This is a genomic window from Pseudomonas sp. IT-P260, assembly GCF_949768395.1.
Classification (GTDB): Bacteria; Pseudomonadota; Gammaproteobacteria; order Pseudomonadales; family Pseudomonadaceae; genus Aquipseudomonas; species Aquipseudomonas parakoreensis.
In genome coordinates, this window is record NZ_CATKPO010000039.1 from 458,917 (window position 1) to 472,829 (window position 13,913).

Genomic DNA, 13,913 nt, shown 5'->3' on the forward strand with positions numbered 1-13,913 from the left:
TCAGATTCACCTGAGCCGCATCATCGCAACCGGATATGACACTTGTGTGACGACAAAATGACGCCAGATCAATGTCTTGCCGGTGGTCGGATGCTCTTCAAGAAGCGCTCTGGTGCGCCGATCACGCTTGGGTTACGTTGCGCGCGCTTGGCCATGAGCCAAGGCTCGCCGACACGGATGTCCGGCAAAATTCCACGCCTTATCGGGCGTGCCTCATCCCTGTCCTGAGTATCTCGCGATGCTGCAAAAATCCCTGAGAGCACAAATTCTCGCCCTGCTGAGCGGCAGCCTGCTGGCGATGCTGTTGATCGCACTGGCCTGCTTTCATTTCCTGTCCAATGGCGTGCAGAACTACAGCCAGTTGATCGCCGGCCCCTTGCACACCTCACAATTGATCGATGAGGCCAACCTGCAATTCAAGGTGCAGGTGCAGGAGTGGAAAAACGTCTTGCTGCGCGGCAAGCAACCGGCGGACCTGGCCAAATACTGGAGCCAGTTCGAAGATCGTCAGCGCGATGTGCAGAGCATTCTCGGTGAACTGGCCGGCCAGAAAGGCCTTGAGCCGGCGCTGAAAACCCGCATCGAACGCCTGCGTGAAGAGCACCGCCAACTCGGCAGCGCCTACCAGAAAGGTCGCGATGCCTACGTTGCTGCCGGTGCCGATCCAGCGGCTGGCGACAGTGCGGTCAAGGGCGTGGACCGCGCCACCAGCGATCAGATGAGCGAACTGGTCGCCGAGCTGCGCAAGCAGGGCACCGAACAGTCGGCGCAGATCAGCGCCAGTGCTGACAGCACCGTGCTGCTGGGGATTGTGGTGATGCTCGGTTCGGGTCTGCTGATCGGCTTGCTCAGCCTGTGGCTGGTCAACCGCAACCTGATCGAACCGATCCGCAAACTGATCGATTACGTCACCCAGTTGAGCCGTGGGCGCCTTGCCGAACGCGTCGCCAACGCCCGCCAGGACGAGTTGGGCAACCTTGCCTCGGCCGCCAATACCCTGCGCGATTTCCTCGCTGAAACCTTCACTCACCTGCAACGCAGTGCCAGTGATCTGGACAGCGCCAGCGGCGAACTGAATGCGATCGCCACGACCATGGCCGGCGGCACCAACGAGCAGTTCAACCGCACTGATCAGGTGGCCACGGCGATGAACGAAATGTCCGCCACCGCCCAGGAAGTCGCCCGGCATGCGGCGGATGCGGCGCGGGCTGCGGACGATGCCGACCAGTCCGCCCAGCAGGGTGAAAAGGTCATGCAGGGCACCATCCACACCATCACCCGGATGCGTGGCGAAATCGCCAACACCGCTGAAGTGATTCGTCGCCTGGAAAGCGACAGCGGGCGCATCGGCAAGGTGCTGGAAGTGATTCGCGGCATCGCCGAACAGACCAACCTGCTGGCGCTCAACGCAGCGATTGAAGCGGCACGGGCCGGGGAAGCCGGGCGTGGTTTTGCAGTGGTCGCCGACGAGGTGCGTAACCTTGCGCAGCGTACGGCCGAGTCGATCATTGAAATCAACCAGATCATTCAGAACGTGCAGACCGGCGCCGTGGATGCTGCGCAAGCGATCGAAAGCGGTCAGGCGCGCAGCGACGAAAGCGTCGAACAAGTGACTCAGGCCGGTGCGATGCTGGAGCGCATCACCCATGCGGTGGAAGCGATCCGCGACATGAACCGCCAGATCGCCACCGCCGCCGAAGAGCAGACCTCGGTGGCCGAAGACATCTCGCGCAACCTGACCGAGATCACGTCCATCGCCAGCACCAACCTCAACAGCGTGCAGCGCACCGAAAGTGCCAGCCAGAATCTGCATCGCCTGTCCGGGCAACTCAATGAGGTCACCGCGCGCCTGAGCGCCTGACGTCCGCCGACGTGTACCGGTTCGGTTACCGAGTCGGTACACAGTCGATCTCAAATCCGTGCGAGTGCGGCCGATGGCCGGTTATCTATAACCGGCATTGGAGCCAGCCCATGGTCAGCATCACCTCTGTTTCAATCAATCAGACCGTCAGCACCGCCACCAGCAAAACCAAAATCAGCGACGCCAGTGACGACACCTCGGCCACTGCAACCAGCAGCGCAAGCGTCAGCGCCGATACCAGCAAAGTGGCGGCCGGCGGGGGCGCGGCTCCGGCAGGCGACAGCAGTTCCGACAGCAGCGGTGAGTCGGATTCGGTGAAAGAATTGCGCAAGCAGATCGCCGAGCTGCAAAAGCAATTGCAGGAACAGCAGCAGGCGCTGCAAGCGGCTCAGGCCAAGCAGGAAGACGCTGATGCCAAGGCTGCCGACGTGGCGTCCGCCGAGTCGCAAATCTCCAGCACCTCGGCTTCGTTGCAGACCGCGACGGCGGCGTTGTTGCAGGCGTTGCAGGATTCCGGGTCGAGCAGCTCGGGCTCGTTGGTCAGCACGTCGGCCTGATTTCTCAAGAGCACTGAAGGTCCAATGTGGGAGCGAGCCTGCTCGCGAAGGCGCAGTGCCAGTCGCCTCAGATGTGGCAGACAGACCGCTTTCGCGAGCAGGCTCGCTCCCACAGGGATCTGTGGTGGATTTGAGTTTGTGGTGTTTCAGGCAGTGGGCAGGCTGAAGGTGAACAGCGTGCCGCTCTGCGCGGTCGACGCCACATGCAAATGCCCGCCATGGGACTGGGCGATCTGGCTGGCGATATACAGCCCCAGACCGAGCCCGGCCTGTGGCGTGCTGGCGCTTGGGCGCGAGTAAGGCTGGAACAGATGCGGCAAAACCGCCTCGGGAATATGCCCCTGATTCTTCACCGCCAGCATCAACACGTCGTGCTCGACTTGCGCAATGACCTCAATGTCACCCGCCGGGTCGCCATGGGCCACCGCATTGGCCAGCAGGTTCGACAGCAATTGAGCGATCCGCGCGCGGTCACAGGGCAAGCCCTGCAAGTCGCCGATGGACGCGTGAATGGTGCGTTGCGGATGCACGTTGCGAATCTCCGTCACCACTTGCTGCACGGCTTCGGTCAAATCTGCGCAGGGCTGGATATCCACCGGAATGCCCTTGCCCAAGCGTCCGCGAGCAAAGTCGAGTACGTCATCCACCAGCCGGGTTGCCCGTTGCGCACTGCCGAGGATATTGCGTACCCGAACGTCGATGGCCGGATCCGGATGCTTGCGCAGGAGCATCTCGGCGCCGGCGCTGATCGCGAACAACGGGTTACGCAAGTCGTGGCCGAGCACGGCAATGAACTGTTCGCGCAACTCGGCGGTTTCGCGCTCCTGCAACAACGCGGTTTCGGTGAGCTGCGCGTTTTCCTCGGCTTCGATCTGCAACGCAAGCATCCGCGCGAACGACTCCATGGTGCTCTGGATGCTGCTGGACTTGAGCTGTGCCGGGTTCGGATCGAGGGCGCAGATTGTGCCGAAAAAGCGCCCGTCGGTGCGGAACACCGGCACCGAGATATAACTCTCGAATTTGTACAGGCGCGGGGTGTGATGGTCGCGGTAGAGCGGGTCTTCGCTGGCCTTGTCGATCACCACCGAAGTGTGGGCAGCGCGGATTTCGTGGCACAGCGTGGTGACCACATCCAGTTCGCCACCGACCTGCAGGCCGAAATCCAGTTGGTCGAGGACGGCGCAGGCTGTCCACGACTCCTCGGTAACCCGCGCCACGGCGGCGAAGCGCAGGCCGGTCAGTTCGCGAATCACCTGAAGTATCGCCGGAACCGCGCTGATCCGTTTGATCGTTGCGATGTCTGCTGCCGCTGTCTGCCCCATGCCCATCGCTCTCGGCTGCAATCGTTTATCTGATGGTCGCCATACTAGCGGTCTGATGGCGGTTTTGGCATCCCTTCAGGCGGCATCCGCGTGATTCGCCGGGCAACGGACGCAAAAAAGCCGCAGGATCCGGGATCGTGCGGCTTTGCGTTGGCGGTGTATCAGGTGTCTTGCTTGTTGCTCAGCACCTTGCCGGTGGTGGCATCGAAGTCGACGTCATACTCTCTGCCGTCGGCGGTTTTCAGCTCGACTTCGTACTCGTAACCGTTGAAGTGGTTATCCAGATCGGTGTCGGTGATGGTCGCACCCGGGTGCAGTTTCAGCGCTTCGGCATTCATCGATTCCAGCGACTTGATCTTGCCGGATTTGACCAGCTCAGGGATCTGGTCGACACGCACATCGGCTTGGGCCAAGCCAGCAGTCAGGGTCAGGGCAGCGGCGGTAAACAGGGCAGTCAAAGTTTTCATCGGGTCATTCCTTGGGTTGTTCGTTGAAGTGGGTTCAGGTTAACCACCACAACTTAATTCACCCTTAAAACCCCACATCGCGTGCAGCGCTCTTGTGGGAGCGAGCCTGCTCGCGATGCGGACAACCCGGTCTGCTGATCAGAACCCGTTGTTCTTCAACACCTGATCGACACTGGCGCTGGCTGGACGCTTGTAGAACTTCAACAGTTCGCTGGCGCGGTTGGTGAAAATGCCATCAACCCCGGCCGCCATGACTTTCTCGAAGTCCACCGGCTCATCGACGGTGTACACGTGCACCAGCATGCCCTGATCGTGGGTGTATTGATTCATCCACGGTTGCACCAGATCCGAGTAGCTCTGATCGCCACCCTGGGTCAGTTTGGCCGAAGGGCCGGTGCCGATGGCGCCGTGAGCCTTGGCGAAATCCACCCATTGCTTGAATTCGGCTTCGGACTTCGGCTCCTGCTTGCCGTAGAACACGTTCTTGTCCTTCTCGCCGGACTCGGCAAAGGTCACCTTGGATTTTGGCTCGATGCTGCCTTCACCGACCCACAGAAGCAGGATCTTCGGTACTTGCGGCATTTCCTTTTGCAGCAGTTCGAGGCTGTTCTTCTCGAAAGTCTGCAGGATCACTTTGCCTTTGCCCTGGCCGACGCCCAGTTCGCTCTTGGCCAGTTTCGAACCGGCCGGGCTCAGCCAGCCGCGATCCTGCAGTTTCTCTTTGAGGTCATGCTCGATGCCGGGGAACAGTTGCGGTTCCTTGGTTTCGATGTACAGGCCCGGCTTGTGTTTCGGGTTGGCTTGGGCAATGTCGATGATTTCATCGAGGGTGAGGATTTTCAGCCCGGCGTAGGTCGGACGCGCGCGATCCGGGTAAGCCTTGTTGTACCAGCTGCCGGCGTCGAGGGTTTTCAGTTCGGCCATGGTGAAGGCGGTGGCCGGGCTGTCTTTGCGCTCCGGGAATTTGGTGGCGACGTCGGTGGTGCGTTGCAGGTTGTTGTCGTGCAGGGCGAACAGCACGCCGTCCTTGCTGCGCTGCAAGTCCATTTCCAGGTAGTCGGCGCCGAGGTCGCGGGCCAGTTTGTAGGAGGCGGCGGTGGATTCCGGAGCATCGAAGGACGCGCCACGGTGCGCGATCACGGCTGGATGCGGGATGCCATGGGCGGCGGCCAGCGCGTTGACGTCAGTCGCGGCGGCGTGGGCCTGGCCGAGACCGAGCATCAGGCTCAGCATGAGGGCGCTTTTGGTGAAAGTGGCGGGCATGTTCGAGTTCCTTTCGCAGGGCATTTTCAAAGACGTACCTTTTAACAACTGAATCGGTTGCGTGCTATCGCCAGACCGACATAAACGTATTAAAAGCGATTTTTCCTGCACTTTTGTGGCGCGGTTTGCAGTACGCTTGCCCTCGGCAGACGCTCCGGCAGAGGGCGCGCCGAGTCTGTTGCCCTGCGTGTAAACCATCGATGATTTTTCGTGAGGTTTACCATGCGCATCACTTCCCAACTCATCTGTCAGGCCGCCGATGACCTCAAGGGTTTTGTCGGCCTCAACCGCAAGACCGGTCAGTACATCGTGCGTTTCAGCGAGGATTCGTTCGGCATGGACGTGGCCGATGACGGCATCATTCCCACCAGCGAATTTGTCTGGGCGCCGGTTTCGGATACCACCATGACCTTGAAGCGCGAGCTGATTCAGTTGCTGCTGGATCAGAACATCGACGAGCGGATCAACATCAGCGAGCCGTTGCGGGTGTACATGAGCAAGGTTGAGGTGCCGGAGATTGTGGCGGTGCGCAGTCTGGTAAAGGCTGAAGTTTTGTAGTGGCTGTTGCGGCCTCTTCGCGAGCAGGCTCGCTCCCACAGTTGATCGCATTTTCCCTGTGGGAGCGAGCCTGCTCGCGAAAGGGGCAGTTCATGCGCCGCAATGGTCACTGCCCAAACCGATACTCGCGCTCCACCCGACACACCCGCGTCTGAAACTTCGAATACCACTGCGCCCGCCCACGCGCCTGAATCACCTGGTGCTCCGGATGCTCGCGCCAGGCCAGAATCGCCGCCTCGCTCTGCCAGTAGGAAATGGTGATGCCGACGCCATCTTCGCCGCGAATCGAATCAATCCCGAGAAACCCCGGTTGCTGGCTGACCAGCTCCATCATGCGCTCGGAGGCCGCGGCATAACCGTTGTCACCCTCGGTGCGGGTCGAGGTGAAAATCACCGCGAAGCAGGATTCGTTCGGCTTCATGGACGTTGCTCCGCACACGCTTCGACAAACGCCCGCACCAGCGGCGGGACATAGCCCCTGAGCGCCGCACGTTCCGGTTGAAACAACGTGGCGACAAAAAACACATGGTCAGTCAATTCGATTGCGCGCAAGTCGCCTGCCGAATCGTGCCCCACGGCACGTAGCGGAGGGGTCAGTAATTCCTTTTCGAACTGTGGGTTCACACCGAATCGGCAGCGATAACCTTCATGAATTTCAGACGTTTCGTACGCCTTGGCGATCAACGAACCGGCGACCAGATGAATGCTGTCTACCGCCTCCACCAACGAACAGGTCAGCGGTGTCAGTACCGCTCGCGGCGAATCCGGTGACGTTTCGCCATGTTCGGCATCGGCCCAGCCCAGCACATTGCGGGAAAATTCCAGCAGCGCATGCTGAAAACCGCCGCAGGTACCAAGGAACGGGCGCTGTTGTTCGCGGGCAAAGCGAATGGCCCTGAGTGCACCGGCCTCACTGTTGTAGGGACTGCCCGGCACGCACCAGAAGCCGTCGTAGTGATCCAGTGCAGCGTCGGCGTGAATCTGCTCGGTGGGCAGCCAGTCGAATTGCACATTGTGGCCGGACTGCTCGGCGATCATGCCGAGGGCAACGGGGATCGCCTGGTGGGCGGTGACTTGCGGGTCGTAATCGCCGATCAGGGCGATGGAAATGGCGTCCATGGGATTTCCTTGATTTGAGTAAGTGATGAACCTCTGTGGTGAGGGTGTGCAGTTGTCGATCACCGGGGCTCACTATAGATTGGCGTTCACGCACTCAATATTGGCGTTTTCCCAAGTGATCAATGCAGCGACGCACTATCGACTCGACTACCCGGATCTGGCGCTGATCCTTGCGTTGGTGCGCGGCGGCTCTCTGGCCCGGGCGTCGCAGTTGCTCAGGGTCGACGTGTCGACGGTGTTTCGCGCGGTACGTCGTCTGGAGTCGGCACTGGGCCAGCAGTTGTTCGAAAAGAGCCGCACCGGTTATTTGCCCACCACCCTCGCGCAGACGCTGGCCGAGCAGGCCGAGCGCGCCGAGCAGGCGCTGGAAGCGGCGCGAATCGGTGTCGAGCAGGGCGGGGAAGTGATCAGCGGTACGGTGCGCCTGACCTGTACCGATTCGGTGCTGCAAGGCCTGCTGTTGCCGGCGCTGGCGCAGTTCATGCCGAACTACCCGGCGTTGACTCTCGAGCTGAGCACCTCCAACGATTTCGCCAACCTCAGCCGGCGTGATGCCGACATCGCCCTGCGCCTGACGCGTACACCGCCGGAGCATCTGGTCGGACGGCAACTGGCGAAGGTTTCCTACCGGGTCTGCGCCAGTGCGCGGTATCTGCAGAATGTGGATGCGACGGATCTGGCAGCGCTGACCTGGATCGCCCCGGACGAGTTTCTGCCGGATCACCCGACCGTCGCCTGGCGCCGCCAACAGTTGCCCGGCGTGATCCCGAGTTATCGCTGTAACAGCATGCTCTCGGTGACGGAGCTGGTGCGCGGCGGTCTCGGCGTGGCGGCGTTGCCGGACTTTCTGATCACGGAAGGTTTGCAGCCCCTCAGCGCACCGCTGCACGGCTATGACACCGCGCTGTGGCTGCTGACCCGCGCGGACTGCCGCGCATTGCGCGCGGTGGTCACGCTGTTCGATGAACTGGGGCGGGCGCTGCGTCTGCCGTGATCAGCGTTTCGGGTCCTGGCAGATGTGCGCATGCAGTTCGCGGGTCAGGCCTTCGATGCGTTCAGTCAGGCTCTTGGTCATCTCGGTGAGTCGGGTGTTCTGTTCCAGCAATTCGAGCAGTTGCGCGGTGGTCTGTGCGGCCTGCGCCTGGCGCTCGCTGTTGGCCACCGCCAGCGCTTCACGGTGTTGCGCGTCGGCGTCCGACTGCGCCTTGTCCCGCGCGGCCTGTCGGGTCTGTGCCAGCAGAATCAACGGCGCGGCGTAGGCGGCTTGCAGGCTGAACGCGAGATTGAGCAGGATGAACGGGTAGACGTCGAACTGCGTCACGCCCGAGACGTTGAGGCCGATCCACACTGCGACGATCAGGGTTTGCGCGCCGAGAAACAGCGGCGTGCCGAAGAACCGCGCGAAGGCCTCGGCACGCAGGGCGAACGCGTCGTTGCCGAAGGTGGTGTTGAGGTGAGCGTGGGGGCGGTGGAAGCGCAGGTGATCGACCGGGGCGGGCGCGGGGAGGTCGGGTTTTTCTGTGGTCATGGTGGGCTCGGCAGGACTTGGGACTGGAGGTCACTATAGTCCTGCATCGAGGCTGATGGCCCTTTCGCGAGCAGGCTCGCTCCCACAGGTACTGGCTTGATCACAAGTCAAGTGATCGACTCAATCCCTGTGGGAGCGAGCCTGCTCGCGAAAGCCGCGACGCGGTCTCTTAGCCCGGCGCCCGCTCATTGGCAAACATGCTCACCGCCTGCACCGCTTCACTGGCGCCATCGCGGATCTGCAGAATCACACTGCCGGCCTGATCCGCCAGTTCAACGCCTTGCGCCGCCCGCCCGCGGGTGCCTTCCATGCTCTTGATCGCCTGACGGGTTTCGCTCTGGATCAGGCCGATCATGTTGGAAATCTCCGCCGTCGAGCCGCTGGTGCGCGCCGCCAGTTGCCGCACCTCGTCCGCCACCACGGCAAAACCGCGGCCCTGATCCCCGGCGCGCGCCGCTTCAATTGCCGCGTTGAGCGCCAGCAGATTGGTCTGGTCGGCAATCGCGCGGATGGTATTGACGATCGCGGTGATCTGCTCCGAGCGCTCGCCAAGTTGCGCGATCAGCGTTGATGACTGCGCGATGTCGTCAGCAATTTCACGCATTTCGCTGGCCGCCTGCTGGATCACCTGAGTGCCTTGCTCGGCGACTTTCCGGGTTTCCACGGAGATGTGATAAGCGGCGCTGGCGCTACGGGCATCGTGCTCGTGCTGCTCGACGCGGGCGGTGACGTCCGTGGCGAATTTCACCACTTTGCACAAACGCCCCGCAGCGTCGTACACCGGGTTGTAGTTGGCCTCCAGCCAAATACTCTGGCCGCGCTTGTCGACGCGTTCGAACTGGCCCTGGAACAGTTCACCCTGATTCAAGCGTCGCCAGAAGTCCTCGTAGGCACTGCTGTTGACCAGTTCCGCGCGGCAGAACAAACGGTGATGTTTACCCTTGAGTTCAGCGAGGGTGTAACCCATGCGTGTCAGAAAATTCTGATTGGCCGTGAGAATGCCACCGTCGAGGTCGAATTCGATCACCGCCATCGCCCGGTCGATTGCCTGCAGTTTGGCGTTGGCCTCGCTTTCCTGCTGCACCTTGGTCGTCACGTTCATGGCGAACTTGACCACTTTGACCACGCGTCCCGACGCATCCTTGATCGGGTTGTAATTGGCTTCCAGCCAGACCGGCTGGCCCTGGCTGTTGATCCGCTCGAAGGTGCCGGACTGGAACTGGCCGTCTTTCAGGCGCGACCACAATTCGGTGTATTGCGCGCTGCGGCCAAACTCCGGAGTGCAGAACAAGCGATGAGGCTGGCCGATCACCTGTTCGGCGCGGTAACCCATGGTTTTGAGGAAGTTGTCATTGGCCTTTAACACCACGCCTTCAAGATCGAACTCGATCACCGCCATGGAGCGATTGATCGCTTCAAGCAGGCCGTTCTGTTCGGTGATGGTGTGTTGAAGGTCGTTGAGTTCGGCCTGATGGCGTTTGAAAAACATAGAGGCAGTACCTGGAAGTAGGGAAAGACGAGGTTTGTGTCCCTGTTTCCGCGCTGGCAGAGCAAGTGCCGGGTCGGCATTTGTCATTGACTGCAAAGTGCCAGCATCCAGGCTGACGAGCCGATCTTATACAAACTGAGTTGAGTTGTACAAGAAATTGCGAATCAACCTGTTTGCAGTTTTTCAAGGCTGAGAGTGAGGGGCGTCTTCTTAGCCCGGACTGCTCAGCGCCACGCTGATGGTGTTACGTCCCGTGTGTTTGGCGGTGTACAGCGCTTTGTCGGCGTCATCCAGCCAGGCAACCGCGTCGCTGTACGACGGCTGAAACCGGGCCAGACCAATACTCAGGCTGACGCGCAGCTCTGGCACATCCGGGTGCCGATATTGATCCATCGCCTGACGCAATCGTTCCATTTGCGCCTCGGCTTTATTGAGGGGCTGGTCGGGCAGGATCAGGCAAAACTCGTCGCCGCCATAACGACCGGCCCGTTCACCTTCGGCCAGCAGCCCTTTGAGTGCCTGGCTCAACTCGCGCAGCACGGCGTCGCCAACGATGTGCCCATAGTTGTCGTTGATGGTCTTGAAATGATCGATGTCGATCAGCGCCAGAATGTCCTGGGTGTGGTTTTGCTGACATAGCGTGAAATGCGTGTGCAGCAGATCCTTCCAGGCGCCGTGATTGAGCAGCCCGGTGAGGCTGTCGGTGCGGCTCAGGTCTCGGAGGGCACGCTTGTGCTGCGCGAGTTTGATCGCCAGTTGGTAACAGACCATGCCCAGGGCCAAAGGGTACAAGGTCAGCATCGGCAGGCAGGCCCAAACCTCGACTTGCGTCATCGTCAGGCTGAACTTGAAGCCGAACAGTAACCAGCCCAGCGTCACGCCGGCGATTTGGGCGAGGGCGCCGAGCAGGAACAGACGTCGTCCACCGGCGGCAACATTGTTCATGGTCATCATCGACAGGATGGTTACCGTGGTCAGCGGATTGAACTGAAAGCACGCGGTCCAGAAGCCCCCGCACAACGAGTCGTACAACAGGTTGCGGCGTTCGGCGTGGTAGGGGAAGGTCGAGCGGGTCGAAACCTGATAGGCCAGATGCGGCCAGATAAAACCGTTGAACACCAGCAGCGCCCAGAGCCAGTTCGGCATCTGCAACGGATACAGCGCGGCCGCGACGCTGAAAAAGCCGACACCCAGACCGATGATCCTGGGCAGATAAATGCGTCTGGCGAATGACAAGCCTTTGCCGCGTTGATTTTCCATGATGTCCTGCGCCAGATTCATCCTGAAATACTTTGCAGTATCTTTTTCAGGCCGACCGTTCGTCGGTCTTTGTCGGACATTGTCATTTATTCCAACGGGAATAATCAGTGTCCTTTCGAGCCATTTAATCGTGGTGGGCGCAGGAGAGTAGCGGTCTAGAGCTGGTATCGGGCCAGAAACATCTCAAGTGCCGACTCGGCCACGGCTTTTTGCGTGTCTGCATCCAGCGGCGGCAAACCCATGGAAATCTGCGGCCAGAAACCGAACGACTTCAACAGTCCCTGCACCTGTTGCGCGGCGAAATCGGCATCCACGGTTTTCAACCGACCATCGGCCAGTGCGGCGCGAATCCACACTGTCAGGCCTTCTTCCCGCTCACCCATGCGCGCCACCATGTCTTGCGCGCGCTCCGGGGAATGGATGGTGGCAGCAATCGCCACCCGCGCCAGCCCGAGAAAATTGTCATCGGCCATCATCTGCAGTTTGGCCAGCAACATGGGCAGCAGTTGCTCGCGCAGCGGCTGATCGGCGCGGTAGCTCACCGTCTGCTCTTCGGTAATTCGTGCCCAGAGTTGGTTGAGAATTTCGGCGAACAGCTCTTCCTTGCTGGGGAAATGGTTGTACACCGTGCGCTTCGACACCCCGGCGGTAGCCGCGATCTTGTCCATGCTGGTGATCTCGAACCCGGTGGCCCGGAATTCGGCAATCGCCGCCTGGATGATGGCTTCGCGTTTGCGGTCGGTAAGGCGCTGTGCAGCTGTCATAAGTAAGCTTCGGCAGAGAAAGAGGGAAATTACACTTGGCAGTTTACTTGTCATTGGGTTTGATGCAACCTAGAAACTACACCGCCTAGTGTAATGTTGCGTTAATCCGCGCAACCTAAAAACCAGACAGTTCGGCTGATGCGTGCGTGCCTTGGCCATTTATCGTCCCACCGTGAAAAACCGTGAATTGCGCGGTTTTTCTGGAGTCTCTCAGTCATGGCCAATTCAGATATTTCTGCGGATCAAATTTCCACGCCTGAAGCCTCTCGCCAGGATCAAGGGCTATTCCGTAACCATGCGCCGGTGCAACGCGAAGGTGGGCGCAAGATGCTGCGGATCATGTGGAACATGATTTTCAATAAGCCGCGCAATACCCGTCCCGCCGCTGCGATCCCGGTGCAGTCGCTGACAACTGAAGACCTGCTGGCCGCGCCTGACCACAGCGTCTATCGCCTCGGCCACTCGACCCTGCTGCTGAAAATGCGCGGCAAATTCTGGGTCACCGACCCGGTCTTCGCCGAGCGCGCCTCGCCCGTGCAATGGGCCGGCCCGAAACGCTTTCATCAGCCGCCGATCAGTATCGACCAGTTGCCGCCGATCGAAGCGGTGATCCTGTCGCACAACCACTACGACCACCTCGATTACCAGGCGGTGCTGAAACTGGCTGCCAAGACCACTTACTTCCTGACCCCGCTGGGCGTCGGCGATACCTTGGTCAAATGGGGCATCGATGCCAGCAAAGTCCGCCAGTACGACTGGTGGCAGGGCACCGAAATCGCCGGCATCCGCTTCGTCGCCACGCCCTCGCAGCACTTCTCCGGCCGCGGCCTGTTCGACAGCAACAGCACGCTGTGGGCCTCGTGGGTGATGATCAATGGCGACACCCGCATCTTCTTCAGCGGAGACAGCGGCTACTTCGACGGCTTCAAACGCATCGGCGAACAGTACGGCCCGTTCGACCTGACCCTGATGGAAACCGGCGCCTACAACGTCGAATGGCCGCACGTGCACATGCAACCCGAAGAAACCCTGCAAGCGCACATCGACCTCAAGGGCCGCTGGCTGTTTCCGATCCACAACGGCACCTTCGACCTGGCCATGCACGCCTGGCACGAACCGTTTGATCGCATCCTGTCACTGGCCTGGGAGCGCAGTGTGGCGATCACCACGCCGCAAATGGGCGAGGCGTTCAACCTGATGCAGCCGCAGCGCGGGCGTGCGTGGTGGTTGGAGGTTGAAGGGGAGAGTGAGGGCGTGGTTCAGAACGCCTGACCCCCGTTAGTGAATGCTGATGTTTTGTGGTGAGGGGATTTAGCGAATGTCGCACCGCCCGGTGGGGCAGCGATGTTGCGCTAAATCCCTCACCACAAATGTTCATTCAGCCATCGCATAATCCCCACGCCCCACGGCTTCCGAAGGTGCGCCCATACTCGCACTGCGCCCCGGCGCAAACCCCGGAAAAAATACCAACCCCTGCGCCTCAAACCGGTAAGCCAACGCCAGCCGCGCTGCGTCCGCCACGTCCTGCTGCGCTTCAAACCGCTGAATGTCGTCCACCGCAACCTCCGCCTCGCGCGACAGTTGTTCCACGCTCCAGCCCAGCATCGCTCGGGCCTGGACGCAGTGCGTCGGGGTGAACTGGAAAAGGGCAATGCGTTCGAGGATGTGGTTCATCGCAAGAGAGGCCATGGTGTGCTCCGGGCTCAAGAGTGCTGATTGAAAATG

At 60.6% G+C, this 13,913-nt stretch carries 15 protein-coding genes and 1 pseudogene; 5 read left to right on the forward strand and 11 right to left on the reverse strand.

Going from position 1 to position 13,913, the window contains the following annotated elements:
- Positions 1–238 precede the first annotated feature (238 nt).
- Entirely contained in the window at positions 239–1,861 is a 1,623-nt protein-coding gene (locus ACM6HV_RS18505; RefSeq protein ID WP_414904950.1) for a methyl-accepting chemotaxis protein, read from the forward strand.
- Positions 1,862–1,971: 110 nt separating this feature from the next.
- Entirely contained in the window at positions 1,972–2,418 is a 447-nt protein-coding gene (locus tag ACM6HV_RS18510) for a hypothetical protein (RefSeq protein WP_414904951.1), read from the forward strand.
- 146 nt (positions 2,419–2,564) lie between these two features.
- Here the strand turns inward: ACM6HV_RS18510 and ACM6HV_RS18515 are convergent, their stop codons facing one another.
- The 3 genes from ACM6HV_RS18515 to ACM6HV_RS18525 all read right to left on the reverse strand — a co-directional run bounded on the left by ACM6HV_RS18515 (position 2,565) and on the right by ACM6HV_RS18525 (position 5,470).
- A complete protein-coding gene (locus ACM6HV_RS18515) occupies positions 2,565–3,740 on the reverse strand; it encodes an ATP-binding protein (protein WP_414904952.1) in 1,176 nt (391 codons plus the stop codon).
- A 161-nt stretch (positions 3,741–3,901) separates the two neighbouring features.
- The gene (locus ACM6HV_RS18520) at positions 3,902–4,207 is read right to left on the reverse strand and encodes a PepSY domain-containing protein (protein ID WP_414904953.1); all 306 of its coding nucleotides are present in this window, start codon (positions 4,205–4,207) and stop codon (positions 3,902–3,904) included.
- 138 nt (positions 4,208–4,345) lie between these two features.
- Complete coding sequence (locus ACM6HV_RS18525; RefSeq protein ID WP_086791922.1) at positions 4,346–5,470, reverse strand: glycerophosphodiester phosphodiesterase; 1,125 nt, start codon at positions 5,468–5,470, stop codon at positions 4,346–4,348.
- Between the two features lie 222 nt (positions 5,471–5,692).
- Between ACM6HV_RS18525 and ACM6HV_RS18530 the strand changes: the two genes are divergently transcribed.
- Complete coding sequence (locus tag ACM6HV_RS18530; RefSeq protein ID WP_414904954.1) at positions 5,693–6,028, forward strand: DUF2025 family protein; 336 nt, start codon at positions 5,693–5,695, stop codon at positions 6,026–6,028.
- A 106-nt stretch (positions 6,029–6,134) separates the two neighbouring features.
- On the opposite strand, the gene ACM6HV_RS18535 is transcribed toward ACM6HV_RS18530, so the two are convergent.
- On the reverse strand, positions 6,135–6,449 hold the full coding sequence (locus ACM6HV_RS18535; protein ID WP_414904955.1) for an antibiotic biosynthesis monooxygenase family protein: 315 nt from the start codon (positions 6,447–6,449) through the stop codon (positions 6,135–6,137).
- A complete protein-coding gene (locus ACM6HV_RS18540; RefSeq protein ID WP_414904956.1) occupies positions 6,446–7,147 on the reverse strand; it encodes a CTP synthase in 702 nt (233 codons plus the stop codon). Before ACM6HV_RS18540 ends, ACM6HV_RS18535 begins: the two co-directional genes overlap by 4 nt.
- 52 nt (positions 7,148–7,199) lie before the next feature.
- Here ACM6HV_RS18540 and ACM6HV_RS18545 point away from each other — a divergent pair, with 52 nt between their 5' ends.
- On the forward strand, positions 7,200–8,141 hold the full coding sequence (locus tag ACM6HV_RS18545; RefSeq protein WP_414904999.1) for a LysR family transcriptional regulator: 942 nt from the start codon (positions 7,200–7,202) through the stop codon (positions 8,139–8,141).
- On the opposite strand, the gene ACM6HV_RS18550 is transcribed toward ACM6HV_RS18545, so the two are convergent.
- From ACM6HV_RS18550 to ACM6HV_RS18570, 5 genes and pseudogenes are all read right to left on the reverse strand, one after another.
- On the reverse strand, positions 8,142–8,675 hold the full coding sequence (locus ACM6HV_RS18550; protein WP_414904957.1) for a DUF1003 domain-containing protein: 534 nt from the start codon (positions 8,673–8,675) through the stop codon (positions 8,142–8,144).
- Positions 8,676–8,844: 169 nt separating this feature from the next.
- A complete protein-coding gene (locus ACM6HV_RS18555; protein ID WP_371260358.1) occupies positions 8,845–9,339 on the reverse strand; it encodes a methyl-accepting chemotaxis protein in 495 nt (164 codons plus the stop codon).
- A 51-nt stretch (positions 9,340–9,390) separates the two neighbouring features.
- A pseudogene (locus ACM6HV_RS18560) lies at positions 9,391–10,251 on the reverse strand (PAS domain-containing protein); the annotation flags it as partial.
- Between the two features lie 123 nt (positions 10,252–10,374).
- Entirely contained in the window at positions 10,375–11,445 is a 1,071-nt protein-coding gene (locus ACM6HV_RS18565) for a diguanylate cyclase (protein WP_414904958.1), read from the reverse strand.
- 134 nt (positions 11,446–11,579) lie between these two features.
- Positions 11,580–12,188, reverse strand: coding sequence for a TetR/AcrR family transcriptional regulator (locus ACM6HV_RS18570; protein WP_414904959.1), 609 nt, complete (start codon positions 12,186–12,188; stop codon positions 11,580–11,582).
- Positions 12,189–12,404: 216 nt separating this feature from the next.
- Here ACM6HV_RS18570 and ACM6HV_RS18575 point away from each other — a divergent pair, with 216 nt between their 5' ends.
- Entirely contained in the window at positions 12,405–13,460 is a 1,056-nt protein-coding gene (locus ACM6HV_RS18575; protein WP_414904960.1) for an MBL fold metallo-hydrolase, read from the forward strand.
- A gap of 102 nt (positions 13,461–13,562) precedes the next feature.
- Here the strand turns inward: ACM6HV_RS18575 and ACM6HV_RS18580 are convergent, their stop codons facing one another.
- The gene (locus ACM6HV_RS18580; RefSeq protein ID WP_182402105.1) at positions 13,563–13,877 is read right to left on the reverse strand and encodes an XRE family transcriptional regulator; all 315 of its coding nucleotides are present in this window, start codon (positions 13,875–13,877) and stop codon (positions 13,563–13,565) included.
- Positions 13,878–13,913 lie beyond the last annotated feature (36 nt).